Annotated in this window: 19 protein-coding genes; 3 read left to right on the plus strand and 16 right to left on the minus strand. The window is 50.7% G+C overall.

The window, feature by feature from the left end:
* Nucleotides 1-107: 107 nt before the first annotated feature.
* The 6 genes from hemG to ubiD form a co-directional block, all read right to left on the minus strand.
* The gene (hemG, locus tag JK198_RS14075; protein ID WP_212708228.1) at nucleotides 108-644 is read right to left on the minus strand and encodes a menaquinone-dependent protoporphyrinogen IX dehydrogenase; all 537 of its coding nucleotides are present in this window, start codon (nucleotides 642-644) and stop codon (nucleotides 108-110) included.
* Between the two features lie 13 nt (nucleotides 645-657).
* A complete protein-coding gene (gene trkH, locus JK198_RS14080; RefSeq protein WP_212708227.1) occupies nucleotides 658-2109 on the minus strand; it encodes a Trk system potassium transporter TrkH in 1452 nt (483 codons plus the stop codon).
* A gap of 17 nt (nucleotides 2110-2126) precedes the next feature.
* On the minus strand, nucleotides 2127-2753 hold the full coding sequence (locus tag JK198_RS14085; RefSeq protein ID WP_212708226.1) for an IMPACT family protein: 627 nt from the start codon (nucleotides 2751-2753) through the stop codon (nucleotides 2127-2129).
* Nucleotides 2753-4084, minus strand: a complete 1332-nt coding sequence (pepQ, locus tag JK198_RS14090; protein ID WP_212708225.1) for a Xaa-Pro dipeptidase — start codon at nucleotides 4082-4084, stop codon at nucleotides 2753-2755. Before pepQ ends, JK198_RS14085 begins: the two co-directional genes overlap by 1 nt.
* Nucleotides 4085-4314: 230 nt before the next feature.
* Nucleotides 4315-5016 carry an NAD(P)H-flavin reductase gene (gene fre / locus JK198_RS14095; RefSeq protein ID WP_212708224.1) on the minus strand — a complete coding sequence of 234 codons (702 nt, stop codon included), beginning with the start codon at nucleotides 5014-5016 and terminating at the stop codon, nucleotides 4315-4317.
* A 44-nt stretch (nucleotides 5017-5060) separates the two neighbouring features.
* Nucleotides 5061-6545, minus strand: a complete 1485-nt coding sequence (ubiD, locus tag JK198_RS14100) for a 4-hydroxy-3-polyprenylbenzoate decarboxylase (protein ID WP_212710810.1) — start codon at nucleotides 6543-6545, stop codon at nucleotides 5061-5063.
* A gap of 272 nt (nucleotides 6546-6817) precedes the next feature.
* Here ubiD and rfaH point away from each other — a divergent pair, with 272 nt between their 5' ends.
* Nucleotides 6818-7315 carry a transcription/translation regulatory transformer protein RfaH gene (gene rfaH / locus JK198_RS14105; protein WP_212708222.1) on the plus strand — a complete coding sequence of 166 codons (498 nt, stop codon included), beginning with the start codon at nucleotides 6818-6820 and terminating at the stop codon, nucleotides 7313-7315.
* Here rfaH and tatD read toward each other — a convergent pair.
* The 9 genes from tatD to udp form a co-directional block, all read right to left on the minus strand.
* Nucleotides 7312-8094: a 3'-5' ssDNA/RNA exonuclease TatD gene (tatD, locus tag JK198_RS14110; protein WP_212708221.1), complete on the minus strand. Its 783-nt coding sequence runs from the start codon at nucleotides 8092-8094 to the stop codon at nucleotides 7312-7314. The genes rfaH and tatD overlap by 4 nt on opposite strands.
* An 82-nt stretch (nucleotides 8095-8176) precedes the next feature.
* Nucleotides 8177-8935, minus strand: a complete 759-nt coding sequence (gene tatC / locus JK198_RS14115) for a Sec-independent protein translocase subunit TatC (RefSeq protein ID WP_212708220.1) — start codon at nucleotides 8933-8935, stop codon at nucleotides 8177-8179.
* A gap of 2 nt (nucleotides 8936-8937) precedes the next feature.
* Nucleotides 8938-9471, minus strand: a complete 534-nt coding sequence (gene tatB, locus JK198_RS14120; RefSeq protein WP_212708219.1) for a Sec-independent protein translocase protein TatB — start codon at nucleotides 9469-9471, stop codon at nucleotides 8938-8940.
* A gap of 3 nt (nucleotides 9472-9474) precedes the next feature.
* Nucleotides 9475-9720 carry a twin-arginine translocase TatA/TatE family subunit gene (gene tatA, locus JK198_RS14125; RefSeq protein ID WP_212708218.1) on the minus strand — a complete coding sequence of 82 codons (246 nt, stop codon included), beginning with the start codon at nucleotides 9718-9720 and terminating at the stop codon, nucleotides 9475-9477.
* A gap of 92 nt (nucleotides 9721-9812) precedes the next feature.
* Nucleotides 9813-11450, minus strand: a complete 1638-nt coding sequence (gene ubiB, locus JK198_RS14130) for a ubiquinone biosynthesis regulatory protein kinase UbiB (RefSeq protein WP_212710811.1) — start codon at nucleotides 11448-11450, stop codon at nucleotides 9813-9815.
* A complete protein-coding gene (locus JK198_RS14135) occupies nucleotides 11447-12052 on the minus strand; it encodes an SCP2 domain-containing protein (protein ID WP_212710821.1) in 606 nt (201 codons plus the stop codon). Before JK198_RS14135 ends, ubiB begins: the two co-directional genes overlap by 4 nt.
* Before the next feature lie 11 nt (nucleotides 12053-12063).
* Nucleotides 12064-12819 carry a bifunctional demethylmenaquinone methyltransferase/2-methoxy-6-polyprenyl-1,4-benzoquinol methylase UbiE gene (gene ubiE, locus JK198_RS14140; protein ID WP_212708216.1) on the minus strand — a complete coding sequence of 252 codons (756 nt, stop codon included), beginning with the start codon at nucleotides 12817-12819 and terminating at the stop codon, nucleotides 12064-12066.
* A 79-nt stretch (nucleotides 12820-12898) separates the two neighbouring features.
* Entirely contained in the window at nucleotides 12899-14413 is a 1515-nt protein-coding gene (gene rmuC / locus JK198_RS14145; RefSeq protein WP_212710812.1) for a DNA recombination protein RmuC, read from the minus strand.
* Nucleotides 14414-14542: 129 nt separating this feature from the next.
* Nucleotides 14543-15304 (minus strand): uridine phosphorylase, encoded by a 762-nt coding sequence (gene udp / locus JK198_RS14150; protein WP_212708214.1) that lies wholly within the window; start codon nucleotides 15302-15304, stop codon nucleotides 14543-14545.
* Between the two features lie 322 nt (nucleotides 15305-15626).
* On the opposite strand from udp, the gene JK198_RS14155 reads away from it, so the two are divergent.
* Nucleotides 15627-16154, plus strand: a complete 528-nt coding sequence (locus JK198_RS14155; protein WP_212708213.1) for a tetratricopeptide repeat protein — start codon at nucleotides 15627-15629, stop codon at nucleotides 16152-16154.
* 163 nt (nucleotides 16155-16317) lie between these two features.
* The gene (gene rluF, locus JK198_RS14160) at nucleotides 16318-17190 is read left to right on the plus strand and encodes a 23S rRNA pseudouridine(2604) synthase RluF (protein ID WP_212708212.1); all 873 of its coding nucleotides are present in this window, start codon (nucleotides 16318-16320) and stop codon (nucleotides 17188-17190) included.
* Nucleotides 17191-17256: 66 nt separating this feature from the next.
* On the opposite strand, the gene metE is transcribed toward rluF, so the two are convergent.
* Nucleotides 17257-19527 (minus strand): 5-methyltetrahydropteroyltriglutamate--homocysteine S-methyltransferase, encoded by a 2271-nt coding sequence (gene metE, locus JK198_RS14165; RefSeq protein WP_212710813.1) that lies wholly within the window; start codon nucleotides 19525-19527, stop codon nucleotides 17257-17259.
* Nucleotides 19528-19580 lie beyond the last annotated feature (53 nt).

Raw genomic sequence — 19580 nt, forward strand, 5'->3', positions numbered from 1 at the left:
GCTTTGCCGTGTCAGTGGATGCGCATTATAGGGAGTTAATTTTTTCTGGCAAGGGTTTATTTTAAATTAATTACTGAGTGGCGGATTTTCCTCCGAATCAGCCACTTTTACAGCGATTTGCCGGTAATTTGTGCAAAATTATCGGCAAAATCTGCAACCTGAGACCAGTCCGTGTACTCGACTTCTTTCGAAGTGTCCGTTTCTCCTCCTGTAATCTTCATGATCAGGCGGATCATAAATTTATCAAACCAGCGATAACGGGGATAACGTAAAGCACCGGCCACCACCAGACAGCGATCCGGGGTCCAGGGCGACTGTTCAAGAAACTTACGGGTATAGACATTTGTGTGCGGTGTGCATTTATCCGCTTTACGGGCCGTCAGGTTTACTGAGATGAAACCGCTGATCCTTGCCTGTAACTCAGGCAGATGGTCAGCAATACAGCGATGAACCTCCGGTGCATAATGTCCATAACGGATAGAGGCTGCAATTAATAGCCGGTCATAGGCCTGCCAGTCTGCAGTCCCGATATCCTTAATATTGATAACATCACATTCTGTCAGTGGCTGTACCTGATCAGCAATAAACCGGGCAATACGTTGTGTCTGACCGTCCCGGGTGGAAAACAATACCAGCATCTTCATTCTTCTTTATCCCTTATTCCCGCCAGAAGGTCGGAGTAAACAGTACCAGCAGGGTAAACACTTCCAGACGACCAAACAGCATGGTCGAAATAAGGATCCACTTTGCCGTATCATTCATTGACGCGAAGTTGTCTGCGACAACCCCTAATCCCGGGCCGAGGTTATTCAATGTTGCTGCTACTGCAGCGAAGGCCGAGAAGTTATCGACCCCGGTGGCAATGATGGCCAGCATACTGATCAGAAAGACCAGCGCATAAGCAGAAAAGAATCCCCAGACTGCTTCAAGGATCCGCTCAGGCAAGGCTCGCTCCCCAAGCTTAATAGTGTAGACCGCATTAGGATGTACCAGCCGTTTAAGTTCACGTGACCCTTGCTTGCACAGCAGTAAAATCCGGATAACTTTCAGCCCGCCTCCTGTTGAACCAGCACAGCCACCGATAAATGCAGAACACAGCAGCAGGATAGGAAGGAAAGATGGCCAGTGGGAGATACTGTCGGTGGTGAAGCCGGCGGTAGTTGCCATTGACACAACCTGGAAGAAGGCCTGATTCAGGGTCTGGAAAAAACCATTATAGGTATTATGTATCCACAGGATCAGGGTTGCGATAGCCACCAGCGTGAACTGTACCCCGATAAATACCCTGAATTCCGGGTCCCGCCAGTATCCCCGTAAGCTGCGCCCGCTTAATAAAGAGAAGTGCAGGCCATAGTTACATCCGGAGATCAGCAGGAAAATGGCAACGATAGTATTAATCGTCGAACTATGGAAATAGCCGATACTGGCATCATGGGTAGAAAATCCGCCGATAGCGATAGTCGAGAAACTGTGTCCGATAGCGTCAAACAACGGCATGCCGGCCAGCCATAATGCAACAGCACAGGCGATGGTCAGCAGCACATAGATCAGCCACAGCGTTTTGGCCGTTTCAGCAATCCTCGGCCGCATTTTATGATCTTTCAAAGGACCGGGCATTTCGGCACGATACAGCTGCATGCCGCCAACTCCGAGAATCGGTAAGATAGCCACCGCCAGCACAATGATCCCCATACCTCCCAGCCACTGCAGCATCTGACGGTAGAACAGAATAGCTTTCGGCAGTGAGTCCAGCCCTACCAGCGTTGTCGCACCGGTGGTGGTCAGTCCGGAAAAAGATTCAAAGAAGGCATCGGTCACCGACAGATGAGGTCGTTCCGCAAAGATAAACGGCATCGCCCCGACACTGCCTAATACGGTCCAGAACAACACCACAATCAAAAACCCTTCACGGGGTTTGAGTTCAACTTTCTGTTTACGGTTAGGCCACCAGAGTATTGAACCGATAATCAGTGCCATAATAAACGTCTGGCTAAAAGCCCGTCCTGCCCCGTCACGATAAATCAAGGCAACCAGCCCCGGCATAATCATGGTGACAGAGAAAATAATGATCAATAAACCCACGATGCGGGTAATAGCACGAAAGTGCATTATTCCTGTCCTTAACTCTATATAGGAAGTTGATTTACCCGCTGAAGCATCAGTCTGCCCCGGCTGAAATCTGAGAGATGTTGTGTAAACTCACCGACCCGGCCATGGGGCAAAGCAAGGGTCAGTATGATATCGGCCTGGTAATCCCTGCGGATCATTTTCCCCTGATGACGTTCAACCAGACGTTCAATATCATCCAGTTGCCGGTAATCACAGCATAGCGTAAACGTCTGCATCGGGACTTTAGTTGTCCGTGTCAGAGCACTGAGCCCCTGACGAACCCCGCCGCCATAAGCTTTAACCAGCCCGCCGGTCCCCAGCATAACGCCGCCATAGTAGCGGACTACCACCGCTGTCACCTCACCCAGCCCGCTGCCCATCAACTGGGCCAGCATCGGTTTACCTGCCGTGCCTGAAGGTTCACCGTCATCCGAGAAGCCCAGTTGTTGTGAGTCATCCGGCGCACCCGCTACCCATGCCCAGCAATGGTGCCGGGCATCAGGATGCTGACTTTTTATCTGCCGGACAAAGTCCCTGGCGCTCTCAGCGCCTTCAGTATGGGCCAGAAAGGTGATAAAACGACTTTTCTTTATGCTTTCTTCCGTCACACTGATTTCTGCAGACGGAATATCATAAGCGTCCATCAGGTTAACTGCAGGTCGCGGGTCATATTTTCGATGCCATCCTGGCGAATAATAACGTTGTCTTCAATACGGATCCCACCGTAAGGTTTCAGTGCATCAATAAGTTGCCAGTTGAAATGCTTACTGAAACTGCCCTGCCGCCACGCCGAAAGTAAAGATTCTATAAAATACAGACCAGGTTCAATCGTCAGAACCATCCCCGCGGCCAGAGTCCGGGTACAACGCAGCCACGGATACTGTGCTGGCGGTGCCAGGTGTGTGCCTTTCTCATCCTGCATAAATCCGGCGACATCATGTACCTGCAAGCCCAGAGAATGACCGACACCATGAGGCATAAACAGCGAGGTGATATTTTCACTGACCAGTGCATCTTCACTCAGTCCGCTGATAATACCGAAGTCAGTCAGCATACGGGCAATGCGCTGATTCATCTGCACATGATAGTCCGTGTAGCAGACCCCGGCCTGTAAAGTCGCGATCAATTGCTGCTGATGCTGGTCCATCGCGCTTACCAGTTCCGCATACAATGACGCAGGATCCCATGCATAACTGCGGGTTAAATCCGCAGCGTAACCATGATATTCAGCCCCGGCATCCAGCAGAAAGCTGCGCGGTTCGGCAGGCGTGTCACTATCCAGCTGAGTATAATGCAGCACAGAAGCATGTTCATTCAGCGCCACAATATTGCCATAAGGCACATCTGTATCACGCTGCCCGGTTGCCTGCAGATAGGCTGAATTAATCAGGAACTCACTTTGTCCGTCAAAGAAAGCCTGTTTTGCCGCACGGTGTCCCTGTACAGCAATCTTCTGCGCTTCACGCATACAATAGAGTTCATAATCTGTTTTAACACTACGGTGATAATGCAGATAATCAAGTACCGGCTGCGGATTGATATTCTGTTCCGTAATACCGAGTTGCGTTGCACGTCCGGCTACCGGACCAATATAAGCAACCTGACCTCTGTCAGCAGGTAACAGTCTGGCAATATGCTGGCTTTCGCGTAACGGGATGATATCGAACTCACTGGTCCAGAAACTGTCCGGCAGTTCATCAGTTTTATGCCAGTAATCGACTGGCGAGTAAAACCACAGACGCGGTTTACTTACACCGTCAATCCATAACCAGCAATCAGGCGTCCGGGTCACCGGGATCCATGCTTTGAAATGCGGATTGACTTTAAACGGATAGGGATGATCATCAAGGAACACATTTTGCAATTCTCCTGAATGAATCAATAAGGCCTGCAGGTTACGCGCCTCAAGTATCTTTCGGGCACGGTGCTGTAATGTCGTCAGGTGTGTTTTATACAACTCATTGAGTGAATTCATCCCGGTCCTCTCTGGCATAAGAATTTGTGCCATTTTATCACAGCTGTTGCCGGGATGCCGCGCTGACCATCACGGGCAGTTGCTCACCGGACCGGCGGGGTAGCGGATACGCTGTCGCGGTCAACGGGCAGTGACGTTTTCAGGGAAATAACAGGATTTACAGGGGATCAACGTGGGCAGGCGTTGCAGCAGTGACTGCAACGCCTGTTCAGGACAACATGCTGCGGTTATCAGATAAAAGCGAAAGCATCACCATAAATCTGACTGCTGATAGCTTCTCTTTCAGCACAGAAACGCTCACGCGCCGCTTTGGCCATTTCGAAACGCCCTGCAATATAAATGTCGTATTCTTTCAGTGAACTGTAATCCTGAATTACCGCCGGTAATACAGTGCCGGTTCTGCCCTGCCAGTCAGCATCAGGCTGTTCAACGACCGGTACGACCTTAAGATTAGGATGGCGTACTGCCAGTGCGTTCAGTTCTTCCAGATCATAGAGATGCTGAGGCTCACGCCCGCCCCAGTAAATGGCAATCTCACGCTGCGGATTTTCAGACAAGGCCGTCAGCAGGATAGAACGTACATAAGAGAACCCGGTACCGCCTGCAATAAGAATCATCGGCCGATCGCTGTCTTCACGCAGCGCCGCATTACCGTGTGGCATATCCACAGTGATTTGTCGCTGATCACGGATACGATCCATCACAGCCATCGCATACAGATTGAGATCCGATGCGCCGATATGCAGTTCAATAATGTCTTTATCCATCGGCGTCGATGCCAGAGAAAAAGGACGTTTATCATTTTCATCCATTACTACCATCAGATACTGACCCGCGCGAAAACTATAGTCGGCTTCAGGCACTAACCGGACCCGATAGACAGTGTCGGTAATGGTTTCTACAGAAATAACTTTACAGCTTAATCTTGTCATGCGTTCCCTCTGTCGGGTCTTTAGCTAAAATTGGTGGTTCTCTGTTAACGTCCGGAACGGGGTTCAAATATCGCCAGCTCATCCCATATCTCATCAACACGGGCCGTCACCTTAGGATCTTTCACAATCGGACGACCCCACTCGCGATCCGTTTCTCCCGGCCATTTATTGGTAGCATCCATCCCCATTTTTGAGCCGAGGCCGGAGACCGGTGAAGCAAAGTCGAGGTAGTCAATCGGGGTATTTTCAACAATTACCGTGTCTCTGGCCGGGTCCATGCGGGTGGTAATGGCCCAGATAACATCATTCCAGTCGCGGGCATTGACATCATCATCGCAAACAATGACAAATTTGGTGTACATAAATTGCCGCAGGAAAGACCATACTCCAAACATAACGCGTTTTGCATGTCCGGCATATTGTTTCTTCATCGTCACGACGGCCAGCCGGTAAGAACATCCCTCAGGAGGCAGATAGAAATCAACAATTTCCGGAAACTGTTTGATCAGAATAGGCACCAGCACTTCATTCAGTGCAACCCCCAGAGCGGCAGGTTCATCGGGCGGACGGCCTGTATAGGTGGAATGGTAAATTGCCTGCTGGCGTTTGGTGATTTTTGTCACGGTGAATACAGGGAAGTTATCAACTTCATTGTAGTACCCTGTATGATCACCATAGGGACCTTCCGCAGCCATATCGCCAGGCTCAATATACCCTTCGAGGATAATTTCAGCACTGGCCGGAACATCGAGATCATTCGACAGGGATTTTACCACATCCGTTTTACTGCCCCGGAGCAGCCCGGCAAATGCATATTCGGAGAGAGTATCGGGTATCGGCGTCACTGCAGCCAGAATAGTCGCCGGATCGGCACCTAAGGCGACAGAAACCGGAAACCGTTCACCCGGACGGGCTTTACACCATTCCTGAAAATCCAGTGCCCCGCCACGGTGTGATAACCAGCGCATAATCAGGCGATTTTTACCAATCACCTGCATACGATAAATCCCGAGATTTTGCCGCTCTTTGTGCGGACCTCGAGTCACGGTCAGACCCCAGGTAATCAGCGGTGCTGCATCTTCCGGCCAGCAGGTCATTACCGGTATCGCCGAGAGGTCAACGTCATCATCCTGTAAGATGATTTCCTGACAGGGGGCACTGCTGCGTCGCCTGGTGGGCATACTCAGTACTTTTTTAAAACGCGGCATCTGTTCGAACAGGTCACGGAAACCTTTTGGCGGTGCCGGCTCTTTAAGAAAAGCCAGTAACTCTCCGACATCACGTAATGCACTGACATCTTCCTGCCCCATCCCCAAGGCAACCCGTGCGGAGGTCCCGAACAGGTTACAGAGTACGGGCATCGCATAGCCTTTCGGATTTTCAAACAATAAGGCAGGTCCGCCGGCACGCAATGTCCGGTCGGCAATCTCAGTCATTTCTAAATTAGGATCAACAGGATAACTAATCCTTTTTAATTCACCACGCTGCTCAAGTTGTTGCAGGAAGTCTCTTAAGTCCTGATATTTCATGAGGTTTTTACTTTATTGCTGCAGATAATCTGGCCATTATAAGGAGGATTGCATCAGGATGCTGAGATTTATTAGCCTGTCGGTGCGGAACATAATCTGTACGATGTCATTCAGGGTACTGAATAGGGCCTGCAAATCATTATTTACACAGCGATGAAAATAACCGCAATCCCATGACCCGCAAGGGATACAAGGCTGCGTAACCCGGATAAATAGCCTATAACTCCCTTATGAGTTTTGTTATTCTTTGCTGCCGGTTAAATGGAGCGGTTATGGAATCCTGGTATTTACTTTTTTGCAAACGTGGTCAGTTATTACGCGCACAGGAACACCTTGAGCGCCAGGGCGTTGCCTGCCTGAGCCCGGTGACTGAGGTGGAAAAGAAAGTGCGGGGCAAACTCAGTATGGTGAGTGAGCCGCTGTTTCCTAATTATCTGTTTATCCGTTTTTCCCCGGAAGTTATCCATACTACAACCATTAACGCTACCCGCGGCGTCAGCCATTTTGTCCGGTTTGGCGCATTGCCTGCTACGGTACCGGAAGAAGTCATCGATAGTATTATCAATAAAGATTATCAGTGTCTGCAGGCCGGGGAACGGCCCCGGCAGGGAGATGAAGTCGAAATCATTGCCGGGACATTCGAAGGACTACGGGCGATATTTACTGAGCCGGAAGGCGAAACCCGCTCGCTTTTACTGCTTAACCTGCTAAACAAACAGGTAGTGCGCAGTATCGGTAATCAGCAGTTTCGTAAAGTCTGGCCTGATTAACTGAGGCGGAACAGTTGCCGGGCATTGTGGTCAGTCTGTTTCGCCAGTAATTCCACATCTTCGTTCCGCCATGCAGCAACCTGCTGCAGGATATGTGGCAGAAAGCAGGGTTCATTACGTCTTGAAGGCGGTCGTGGATGCATATCACGTGGGATCAGATAAGGTGCATCCGTTTCCAGCAACAGGCGGTCGGCAGGAATCACAGGCAGTAACTCCCGCAGCCCGAGGCCTCTGCGTTCATCACACACCCAGCCGGTGATCCCGACATACATACCTGCTGCCAGACACTCTTCAAGTTCCTGGCGGGTTCCGGTAAAGCAGTGGACAACGGCTGCCGGTAACTTATCCAGCCATCCGGCAAGTACTGCCATAAAACGCTGATGGGCTTCACGGCAGTGCAGAAACACCGGCAACTGTAATTCAGCCGCTAATGCCAGCTGTGCATCGAACGCATATTCCTGTTGATTATGATCGGCGAGGTTACGGTTGAAATCGAGGCCACATTCACCAATTGCCACAACTTCAGGCTGACCGGCCAGACGGCGCAACGTGCCTGCTGTTTCCTGCGACCATTCACTGGCATGGTGGGGATGAACGCCGGCAGTAGACCAGCAGTAGTCGGGGTGCTGCTTTGCCAGCGATAAAGCCTGCTGACTTTCGAGTGCATTGGTCCCGGTAATCAGCATACCGGATACCCCTGCACTGCGCGCCCGTGAAACCACCTGTTTACGATCTTTCGCAAACTGCGTACTGGTCAGGTTGACACCAATATCAAACATAGTTATTCCCAAAAAGCGTAACCACCCTGACGGGTGGTTTTAGTTAACATTTCCCGTGTTTACGGGAACCTGAGCCGGGATCTCAGGATTCGCTATCCTGATCTTTATCCTTATCCCAGCGTCCTTTACCAACATAGTAACGTGAGAAGAATACGCCGACTTCAAACAGGCAGTACATCGGAATAGCGAGCAAAGTTTGGGAAAAAACATCAGGAGGGGTTAACAGCATGCCGACCACAAACGCACCGACCAGCATATAAGGCCGTTTCTTTTTCAGGTCTTCGGGGGAAGTAATGCCCGTCCAGCAAAGCAGTACAATCGCGACCGGTACTTCAAATGCCACACCAAAGGCCAGAAACAGTGCCATAACAAAATCAAGGTAGTTACTGATATCTGTAGCAATCTGTACGCCGTGCGGTACTGTCTTGGCGAAAAAGCCAAACGCCAGCGGGAACACGATAAAATAGGCAAAACAGACACCGATATAAAACAATAGCGAACTGGAAAACAACAAAGGCATGATCAGCCGGCGTTCATGACGATATAACGCCGGTGCCACAAATGCCCATAACTGGTAGAGGATCACCGGTACCGCCAGAAACACCGAAACAATAATCGTCAGTTTTATCGGCGTAAAGAAAGGTGATGCCACATCAGTCGCAATCATACTGGCGCCGGTTGGCATCTGACGGATTAAAGGGGCTGCAACTAACTGGTAGATATCATTGGAAAAATAGACCAGACACAGGAAAATAACCAGTATTGAGACAATACAGTATAACAGGCGTTTACGCAGTTCTATCAGATGGCTGATCAGTGGTTGAGTATCTTGTACATCCATGATTATCGTTCTTCACTTACGGATGAAGCAGGTTTTGTCGCGGACTCTGGTTCCGCGTTAACGCTGCTGGCTGTGCGGGTATCTGCCGGGGTATCAGCTCCGGCAGAAGATGCTGTCGGGTGCTGAGGCGGCTCTGTCACCGAAGGCGTTACAGGGGGCGGTGTCGTTTTTTCCGACCCGGCAGATGGCTGACCGGCGTTTCCGCCATGGGCTTTATCATCATACCCTTCCATATCAGTTGCCTCACGATAGGTACGCTTCATTGAGTCAGCCGTTTTACGCAGCTCTTCCATTGATTCTTTCAGCTCAGGGGAAAGCGTACCTTTACCTGCCTCTTCAACTTTTTTCAGACTGTCCTGTAACTCCTGCAGCTTAAGCTCCTGAGCCAGCTCATTCTGTACGTTGGCTGCCAGAGAGCGCATCGCGCGGATCCAGCCGACAACGGTTTTCACCGCCACAGGTAATCGCTGTGGCCCGAGAACAATCAGACCAATCACGAATACCAGTAAAAGCTCACTAAAACCTATATCGAACACGGTTTATACCTGATCGTTATCTTTACGGGATTCTTCTTTTACAGAAGACGCGGGTTTTTTCTCTGAAATCGGTGTTGCGGGGAAGTCCGCATCCTGCCCTTTTTTCTCATCTTCGTCGCTCATGGCTTTTTTAAAGCCTTTAATCGAAGATCCTAAATCTGAGCCAAGACCCCGCAGTTTTTTAGTACCAAACAACAGTACCAGAATGACCACAATGATAAGTAACTTCCAGATACTAATGCCGCCCATTTTTAACCCCTGAATTCCATGATCCAATGATACAAGGCGTATCATTACGCCTTATTCCCCTGAACTTAGCGCGGTTGGGCTAAAACAGACAATCAGTTTGTCTTCCGCCAACCGGCCAGCCATGTTAACACACCAGCAACAATCAGTAGCACCGAAGTTACATCCCATTGGGGACGTCCGATCGTCACTGCCGTACCACAGAGCAGAAAAACAGCGCCGATCCCGAACAGATAACGTGCCTGACTATGCCGTACACGCTGTGCATTCATTTCATGCGCCAGCTTATCAACACTGTGTTTCAGTAACTTATGTTGCCGCATTCCGTCATAAAGTAACTCAGGTAATTCGGGAAGCTTTTCTGCCCATGAAGGTGCTTTCGTCTTCACTGCCCGCCAGATAGCAGGCAGTCCTACCTGATCTTTAATCCACTCCTCGAGGAATGGTTTGGCTGTTTTCCAGAGATCCAACTGCGGATATAGCTGACGGCCAATACCTTCAACATACAGCAATGTCTTCTGCAACAACACCAATTGCGGCTGAACTTCCATATTAAAACGACGGGCTGTATTGAACAGATTCAGCAGCACATGACCAAAGGAAATTTCCGCCAGCGGTTTTTCAAAAATAGGTTCACAGACAGTACGGATAGAAAACTCAAAATCTTCGACATTGGTATCCGGCGGAACCCAGCCCGAATCCACGTGCAGTTCGGCCACCCGCCGGTAATCACGGTTAAAGAAAGCAATGAAATTTTCAGCCAGGTAACGTTTATCATCTTTATTCAGTGAGCCGACAATACCGCAGTCAATGCCGATATACTGCGGGTCTTCCGGATGATCATAGCTGACAAAAATATTCCCCGGATGCATATCCGCATGAAAGAAACTGTCGCGGAATACCTGGGTAAAGAAGACCTGAACACCCCGTTCTGCAAGTAACTGCATATTCACGCCATGAGCCTTTAATGCTGCCGTATCGGAGACAGAGATCCCGTAGATACGCTCCATGACCAGCATATTCTCACTGCAATAATCAGAATAAATAAACGGCACATACAGCATGTTATTGTTTTCAAAGTTCCGCCTCAGCTGGATAGCATTGGCCGCTTCACGCTGTAAATTCAGTTCATCCAGCAGGGTTTTCTCATAATCCCGGACAACTTCGACAGGGCGCAGCCGCCTGCCGTCGGGTAACAACCGTGGTACCCAGCGTGCCAGCCGATAGATAAGACGCATGTCCGCTTTTATCACCGGCAAAATATCAGGACGGATAACTTTTATGACAATATGTTTGCCATTCTCTTTAAGAGTGGCCGTGTGTACCTGAGCGATAGACGCTGAAGCCAGAGGGGTTATTTCGAAATCATCAAACCACTGTTCAACCGGTCCTCCCAGCGATTTTTCAATCTGCTGTTTAGCTTTTGCACCGTCAAAAGGCGGGACTTTGTCCTGCAGTGAAGAAAGCTGATCGGCGATTTCCGGCGGAAACAGGTCTCGTCTGGTAGACAGCATCTGGCCAAATTTAATCCATACCGGCCCCAGCTGTTCCAGTGCCATTCTGAGACGCACACCCAGCGCTTCATTCGGGTAACGGTTAGGGATCCAGAAAATACAACGCCGCCAGAAGCGCAGCAGTATGGTCAGGCGGGTACGGGGAATAAGCTCATCCAGACCATGAGACAAGAAAATACGAATAATGAAATAGAGTCGCCGAATTTCTCCAACAGTCATTTCTTCTCCCATTGTGCCAGCCGCGCATCCAGCGCTTCCAGCGTTTTGTCCAGCGCCGCGGTTTCTTCACAAAACCACGCCACTTCGAGGGCGCCGGGGGCGACCCGCCACTCCTCAGTCAGAATTTCGCCCAGTTGTTGTTGCTTACCACTGATCTGCTGGCGGGCAAACGAAAATAAGCGCTGTCCTGCACGGCTGATCCCACGGGCAGCAATGTCACCGACCAGCGGTGCCATATATTCAGCGGGGTCAAGCTCAGCTAAATCAATCAGCGCAGAGAATTGCTGAATCACCTGTAAATCGCCCTGAACATCCAGCCGGCCCTGCCTGATTAACGCGGTCATATTCTGCCGGTCACGCAGCTCCGGTAACACTGACAATGCCAGCGAGACAGTACAGTCACTGTCGCCCTGCCAGTCGCCGATCACATCCAGTTGCTGTTCGCTGAATACCAGTACCAGTGGTGTGGAAAACTCGCTGAACTTCAGGGTCAGTACTTTTCCTTTTAACCGCTGGCGGGCAGCCTTAAGGCCCCGGTCCTGGTATAATACGCGGTTAAGTGTATTCTCGATAACCGCCGTCAGCAGCGGCATTGCAGTGATTACCGTTGACATCAGAATTTATATCCGCGGTGAAGGGCAACGATCCCTCCGGTCAGGTTGTAATAGGTGGTATTTTCGAAACCGACCTCATTCATCATACCTTTCAGCGTTTCCTGATCAGGGTGCATACGGATAGACTCTGCCAGATAACGATAACTTTCTGCATCGCCCGCGACCAGTTGCCCGATTCGCGGTAAAATATGGAAAGAATAGGCATCGTAAGCTTTGCTTAATGGCTCAAGCAGCGGTTTTGAGAATTCCAGTACCAGTAAGCGTCCGCCCGGTTTAAGTACGCGGAACATCGATGCCAGAGCTTTCTCTTTTTCGGTGACATTACGCAGCCCGAAAGAGATTGTAATACAGTCAAAATAATTATCCGGGAATGGCAGAGCTTCTGCGTTGGCCTGCACATAACTGACGTTACCTGATACCCCACTGTTACGGAGCTTTTCGCGGCCCATTTTTAGCATCGAACTGTTAATATCTGCCAGTACTACCTGGCCAGTGTCCCCGACTAAACGGGAGAATTTCGCCGTCAGATCACCGGTTCCTCCGGCGAGATCCAGCACCCGCTGCCCGCGGCGAACACCGCTGCAATCAATGGTAAAACGCTTCCAGATACGATGGATGCCCATCGACATCAAATCGTTCATCAGGTCATATTTTGCTGCTACGGAATGGAACACGTCAGCAACTTTTTCAGCCTTTTCGTTTTTTGCTACGGTCTGAAAACCAAAATGTGTTGTTTCCTGAGATTCATCTGCCATCGGTATTACCTGCTCTGTAATCAATACTGTCTGAAGTGTACCAGACTCCCGAAGGCCAGGCACGTTACGCCACCACTATTCAGCTATTCCCCAGAGGGGCCTTATTGTCCCACGTATTCTGCAGGCCGGCCAGAGTGCTTTCGCCGTCCTGCGGGTCATCTTCTGGTGGTAAATCAAATGAAAGGGCTTTCGCGGTTATTTTCGGATCTATCGGTCGCCGGACTTCCACCCCCATATGGCGAAAAGCCTCAGCCCTTGCGACCAGATTGCCCCGCCCTTCGGTCAGTTTTTTCATCGATTGCTGGTAGCTGTCGCGGGCTTTATCAAGATGGTTGCCCATGCTCTGCATATCGTCGACAAACAAGCGCATTTTGTCATATAGCCTGCCGGCTTTTTCTGCAATATCCCGTGCATTCTGGCTTTGATGTTCATAACGCCAGAGATTACTGATGGTCCGTAAGGCCACCAACAGCGTCGTCGGACTGACCAGCATAATGTTCTGTTGCAGTGCCTCATTAACCAGCTCAGGCTCTCTGTCCAGTGCCAGTAAAAACGCCGGTTCGACCGGAATAAACATTAAGACATAATCCAGCGATTTTACTCCGGGCAGTTGCTGGTAATCTTTACGGCTGAGTAACCGCAGGTGATTACGCATTGCGGAGATATGCTCACGCGCCGCCTGTTCACGTAGCAGGTCATCTTCGGCGTTAAAATAGCGCTCATAGGCCACCAGTGTCATTTTAGCGTCAATTACCACATCCTTATTCTGCGGCAAATGCACAATAACATCAGGCTGATAACGCCCGTCATTACGCTGAATGCTGACCTGAGTCTCATATTCATAGCCTTCCCGCAGTCCTGATGCTTCCAGCACACGCGCCAGGATAACCTCCCCCCAGTTCCCCTGGGTTTTATTATCCCCTTTCAGGGCGCGGGTCAGGTTAACGGCTTCCTGAGCCATTTGACTATTCAGTTTTTGTAACTGACGGATTTCATGTGTAAGCGTATGCCGCTCACGGGCCTCACTGCTAAAACTGTCATTAATCTGCCGCCGGAAGCCGTCCAGCTGTTCCCGCAGGGGTGTCAGCAGACCCTGCAGACTTTGCCGGTTTTGCTCATCGAAACGGCGGCCGCTGTGTTCGAAAATGCGGCCGGCCAGATTTTCGAATTGTGCCGCCAGTCGCTGTTCGCTGTTGATCAGTACACGCTGTTTTTCTTCGGCCGCCAGCCGGGTGTCCTCCAGCCGGGTAGTCACTTCACGCAGTTCGGCTTCCTGCGCCCGATAGATATCCGCCTGATGGCGCAGTTCCTGGCTGAGTTGTTCACTCTGTTCACGCCAGTATGTCAGCTGTTGCAGTTTTTCCTGCTGTGCGGCAACCGTGCCATGTAACTGCCGGAGTTCGAGATCTTTCTGCCGGCCGGACTGCTGCTCTGAACCCAGAACCTGCTGTAACTGATCGACCGTTTCCTGCCTGACCCGCTGTTCAGCAGCATAGGCCGCCAGTTGATGGCCCGACCGAAGTACAGCGACCAGCCAGCCAAGACCGGCACCACCCAGCAGCAGACATCCTGAAATAATAAGTTGCGTATCCACCCGTTTCCCCGCTTAACACACTGTTAAAGGAAAGGTAGAGTCGCACTGTATAGATGTCCAGATAATTTTCGCGGAGATAAGATGCCGGTTGCGCTATCCTCCGGATAACGCAACCCCGTATAAGAAGAGTTATAACAACGATTTGGCTGCGTTTACTACGATCTGTACCGCCTGACTTTCGGTTTTTTTCATGGTGGCACTGTCAGGGATCTCTTTCTGGGTGCGGTTTACAATTACCCCGGCGATCATACCTGCTCTCAGGCCCTGGCTGGCACACATGGTCAGTAAGGTGGCTGACTCCATTTCATAGTTCAGCACTCCCATCGACTGCCACTCTTCCATCGATCCGCGGAAAGATTTCACCACTCTTCCTGAGAAGGTGTCATAACGTTCCTGGCCCGGGTAAAACGTATCTGAGGATGCAGTAACCCCGATATGGGTAGTTGCACCGGCATGACGGGCAGCCTCCGCCAGAGCTGTGGTACAGGTAAAATCAGCTACCGCAGGGAACTCCAGCGGCGCAAAGTGGAGACTCGCCCCGTCCAGCCGGACAGAAGCGGTGGTAACCAGCACATCACCGACATGAATATGCGGCTGAATCGCGCCTGTTGTCCCTACCCGTAAAAAAGTACGTATCCCTAACTGGGCCAGTTCTTCCACCGCGATAGAGGTGGACGGGCCGCCAATACCGGTAGAACAAATAATAACCGGCTTACCTTCAATAAAAGCAATCCAGCTGGTGAATTCACGGTGTGCGGCCAGCTGGCGGGGATTGTCCATCAGCTCCGCTATCTTTTTTACCCGTTCAGGATCACCCGGAACAATCGCCAGGGTGGCTCCCTGAAGGTCAGCTTTAGCCAGTCCGAGATGGAAAACTTCAGGTTGCGACATAGTAACCTCGATAACTACAGTGGATGATGTCCCAATTGTACGTGAACCACCGGCATTTTATGTGACGGGAATCAATATAAAAAAATGGTATTACATACAAAGGCAGATAAATGCGGGATGTGTTTCGCAAATAGAATTTTCTGGATATTGATAATTTTCAATAAAATGCATTAACAAAACCCGTCGCAGAGCGGACGGCTGATAAAAATTCAGAACGGCCCCGAAGGCAGCATCTTTTATCCGGGATACACTCAGAGTGACTGAATACCGGCCGTTTCCCGATACAGGGAACGTTCATTACGGTCACAGACAGGAAAACGATATGAAAAAAACGCTGATTCTCTGTATGACAGTACTGACACTGACCGGGTGCAGCACCCTGGGTAACTTTTTTGATGGTATGTTTACCGGCGGCAGCAGCGATTATCCTGACCAACAGCTACTGCAACAGCATATCAGCCAATGTGATACCGGCATGGCCGCTGAGTGTATTGCCGCAGGATCCGTCTATGAGTTACGCGGCGGGGATAACTACCCAATAGCCCTGAAATTTTATCAGAAAGGACTGGCGCTGCAGTCAGCAGATGCGAATCAGGCTATCGGGCACCTGTACGAGAATGGCTATGGTGTGCCGCAAAATTATGACACTGCCCGCCAGTGGTATCAGAAAGGCGCTGATGCCGGAGACGGTAACGCGATGCTGTATCTGGCCAATATGTACCGGTATGGACACGGTGTGACCAAAGACCCACGGACCGCATTAAAATATGCACGGATGGCCTGTAAAAAAGGCAATATCCTGGCATGTTCCACCCGTACGCAGTTGCAGGTCACGACAGGTAAAAAATAACCTTTCAGCCACCAGCACGATATAGTACCGGACAAATCCTGTCCGGTACTATATCGTGCTTATCGCGGGAGCCTGTTTTCATCATCCTCAGCCCCCTGAGAGTAAAACTGAGTATGTTAAGCATCGTCCGGCTGAGGTATAGTCCGCTTTTTTCGGAGAATTCATGCTGACCAACTCATCGACCCGACTGAACAAATACATCAGTGAGAGCGGTATTTGCTCTCGCCGCGATGCTGACCGTTTTATTGAGCAAGGTAACGTGTTTATTAACGGTAAACGTGCTGCTGTCGGTGACCAGGTGTATGCCGGAGACGTGGTGAAAGTTAACGGCCAGCTGATTGAGCCGCGTAACGAGGAAGATTTAGTCCTGATCGCCCTCAATAAGCCGACCGGTATTATCAGTACTACCGAAGAAAGCGAAAAAGATAATATTGTCGATTTCGTGAATCACAGCAAACGAGTATTCCCGATAGGTCGTCTGGATAAAGATTCCCAGGGGCTGATTTTCCTGACCAACCACGGTGACCTGGTCAATAAAATACTGCGCGCCGGTAACGATCACGAAAAAGAGTATGTGGTTACGGTAAACAAACCGATCACCGATGAGTTTATTCAGGGTATGGCAGCCGGTGTGCCGATGCTGGGTACGGTCACTAAAAAATGTAAAGTGAAGAAAGAAGCGCCGATGGTGTTTCGTATCACACTGGTACAGGGACTTAACCGTCAGATCCGCCGGATGTGTAAGCATTTCGGTTTTGAAGTCACCAAACTTGAGCGGGTGCGGATCATGAATGTCAGCCTGAAAGGGCTGCCTCCCGGTGAGTGGCGTGATTTTACGGATGATGAGCTGATCGAGCTGTTCCGACTGATTGAGCACTCTTCATCCCTTGATCCTGCCGAAAATAAGGGCAAACCCAAAGGGAAACCTGCCGCGAAAAAAAATGGCCCAGCACAAAAATCTGCGGACAAACCGGCAGCTAAACCTGCAGCCCGTAAGCGTTTTACTCAGCCGGGCAGAAAGAAAAAAGGACGTTAATCTCTCCTGTCACCCGGGGCGCTGATTGTCCCCGGGGATAGCTTTCACAGAGAAGCCGGCAGCGGATCACGCTGACTGGCGACGTAAATTTCTGGCTGCTGTTACCATATTTTCCAACGCCTGACGGGTTTCAGTCCAGCCACGGGTTTTTAGTCCGCAATCCGGATTCACCCATAGCCGCTGCGCCGGAATATATTTTGCCGCTTTACGCAGCAGATTTTCGATACCGGCCACATCAGGGATATTCGGGGAATGGATATCGTAGACCCCCGGTCCGATTTCATTCGGATATTCAAACTCTTCAAAAGATTCCAGCAGTTCCATATCGGAACGCGAGGTCTCGATGGTGATGACATCTGCATCCAGGGCAGCAATCGCAGCCATAATGTCATTAAACTCGCAATAACACATATGGGTATGGATCTGGGTAGCGTCATCAGCAACAGCGGCCATTAAGCGGAAGGCATTAACTGCCCAGGCCAGATACGCTGCACGGTCAGAATCGTGCAATGGCAGGCCTTCACGTAATGCAGGCTCATCAATCTGAATAATGCCAATACCGGCATTTTCCAGATCGGCAACTTCATCACGTAACGCCAGCGCAATCTGCCTGGCGATAGTTTCACGGCTCACATCTTCACGCGGAAATGACCAGCAGAGGATAGTGACCGGGCCGGTAAGCATCCCTTTTACGGGTTTATCAGTCAGGGACTGGGCATAGGTAGCCCACTCAACCGTCACAGGCTGCGGGCGACTGATATCGCCGATAATGATCGGCGGCTTGACGCAACGTGAACCATAGCTTTGTACCCAGCCATTCCGCGTAAAAGCAAAACCGTCCAGCTGTTCGCCGAAATATTCCACCATATCATTACGTTCGGCTTCACCGTGCACCAGCACATCCAGTCCCAGCCGTTCCTGCTCAGCAATGGCCTGCCGGATATGTTCAGAAATACCGGTCCGGTAGTGATGGCTGTCCAGTCGTCCCTGCCTGAAATCCAGCCGCAGGCTGCGGATCTCCGTCGTCTGGGGGAATGAACCAATCGTCGTTGTTGGCCAGGCCGGTAAACTGAAACGTTGCCGCTGTGCTGCCGCGCGGATCGGGTAATGGTGCTGACGTTCGCTGTCCCGTGAGTGAATAGCATGTAAACGGTCAGCGACTGCCTGATTATGTACCCGTGATGATTGTTCACGGGCGCGGATCGGCGCACTGTGGCTTTCCAGAGCAAGCGGATCGTTACTCTTCAGGGCATGACTCAGCAGCGACAGTTCGTCACATTTCTGTACCGCAAAAGAAAACCAGCTTTTCACATCATCATCCAGCCGGGTCTCAGTACTCAGATCAATCGGACTGTGCAATAAAGAGCATGAAGTGCCTATCCACAAATTTTCACGTTGTGCGGCCAGAGGCTGTAGCTGGTCAAACCAGCGGCTAAGGTCGGCACGCCATACATTGCGTCCGTTAATGACACCGACGGACAATAGCCAGCCGGTCGGTAATTGCTTATGAATACACTGAATATCATCATGGCCGTGTACCAGATCGACATGCAATCCCTGTACAGGTAATTGTCGGATGACCGACAGGTTCTGGCTGATACTGTCAAAATAGGTCGTCAGCAACAGCCGGGTATGACCCTGCAATGCCTGATAAGCTTCGCTAAAAGCGTTCAGCCATTTGGCCGGTAACTCCAGCGATAACGCAGGTTCATCAATCTGTACCCAGTCAATACCCCGTTCAGCCAGCGCCGCAAGCACCTGTTGGTATACCGGCAGAATATCCTGCAGTAACGTCAGGCGCTCAAACACTTCCCCTTTTACTTTGCCCAGCCACAGATAGGTAACCGGCCCCAGCAGGACCGGCTTAACCTGGTAACCCAGCGCCAGTGCTTCATCCACTTCGTCCAGTAACTGGGTCCAGGCCAGAGTGAATGTCTGACCACGGGTAAATTCAGGCACGATGTAGTGATAGTTGGTATTAAACCACTTCGTCATTTCTGCCGCTGCGGCGGGTTCACCAGTCGGCGCCCGGCCTCGGGCGATACGGAATAAGGTATCCAGGTCTGTCTGACCGTCCGTACTCTGATGGCGGGCGGGTACATTACCCAGCATCAGGCTGGTTGTCAGCACATGGTCATACCATGCGAAATCACCGACAGGAATATAGTCAACCCCGGCATCCTTCTGTTGTTGCCAATGACGCACCCGGAGCTCACGCCCGGTTGCCAGTAGCTCCTGTTGTCCGGACTTACCTGCCCAGTAGCTTTCCTGAGCTTTTTTCAGTTCGCGTCCCAGGCCGATCCGCGGAAATCCTAATGTGTGATTCTGAATTGTCATGGCATAAGTTCCTGTCAGTGAAAGACGCTGTCTCAGCCCCGGGCCCATGGCAG

Origin of the sequence: Tatumella sp. JGM91, assembly GCF_018257575.1 — a bacterium.
GTDB classification, from domain to species: Bacteria; Pseudomonadota; Gammaproteobacteria; order Enterobacterales; family Enterobacteriaceae; genus Tatumella; species Tatumella punctata.

Excerpts from the sequence above, each read along its gene's own strand:
- hemG (WP_212708228.1), bottom strand. The coding sequence starts at position 644 with ATGAAGATGCTGGTATTGTTTTCCACCCGGGACGGTCAGACACAACGT.
- trkH (WP_212708227.1), bottom strand. The coding sequence starts at position 2,109 with ATGCACTTTCGTGCTATTACCCGCATCGTGGGTTTATTGATCATTATT.
- JK198_RS14085 (WP_212708226.1), bottom strand. The coding sequence starts at position 2,753 with ATGGACGCTTATGATATTCCGTCTGCAGAAATCAGTGTGACGGAAGAA.
- pepQ (WP_212708225.1), bottom strand. The coding sequence starts at position 4,084 with ATGAATTCACTCAATGAGTTGTATAAAACACACCTGACGACATTACAG.
- fre (WP_212708224.1), bottom strand. The coding sequence starts at position 5,016 with ATGACAAGATTAAGCTGTAAAGTTATTTCTGTAGAAACCATTACCGAC.
- ubiD (WP_212710810.1), bottom strand. The coding sequence starts at position 6,545 with ATGAAATATCAGGACTTAAGAGACTTCCTGCAACAACTTGAGCAGCGT.
- rfaH (WP_212708222.1), top strand. The coding sequence starts at position 6,818 with ATGGAATCCTGGTATTTACTTTTTTGCAAACGTGGTCAGTTATTACGC.
- tatD (WP_212708221.1), bottom strand. The coding sequence starts at position 8,094 with ATGTTTGATATTGGTGTCAACCTGACCAGTACGCAGTTTGCGAAAGAT.
- tatC (WP_212708220.1), bottom strand. The coding sequence starts at position 8,935 with ATGGATGTACAAGATACTCAACCACTGATCAGCCATCTGATAGAACTG.
- tatA (WP_212708218.1), bottom strand. The coding sequence starts at position 9,720 with ATGGGCGGCATTAGTATCTGGAAGTTACTTATCATTGTGGTCATTCTG.
- ubiB (WP_212710811.1), bottom strand. The coding sequence starts at position 11,450 with ATGACTGTTGGAGAAATTCGGCGACTCTATTTCATTATTCGTATTTTC.
- ubiE (WP_212708216.1), bottom strand. The coding sequence starts at position 12,819 with ATGGCAGATGAATCTCAGGAAACAACACATTTTGGTTTTCAGACCGTA.
- udp (WP_212708214.1), bottom strand. The coding sequence starts at position 15,304 with ATGTCGCAACCTGAAGTTTTCCATCTCGGACTGGCTAAAGCTGACCTT.
- JK198_RS14155 (WP_212708213.1), top strand. The coding sequence starts at position 15,627 with ATGAAAAAAACGCTGATTCTCTGTATGACAGTACTGACACTGACCGGG.
- rluF (WP_212708212.1), top strand. The coding sequence starts at position 16,318 with ATGCTGACCAACTCATCGACCCGACTGAACAAATACATCAGTGAGAGC.
- metE (WP_212710813.1), bottom strand. The coding sequence starts at position 19,527 with ATGACAATTCAGAATCACACATTAGGATTTCCGCGGATCGGCCTGGGA.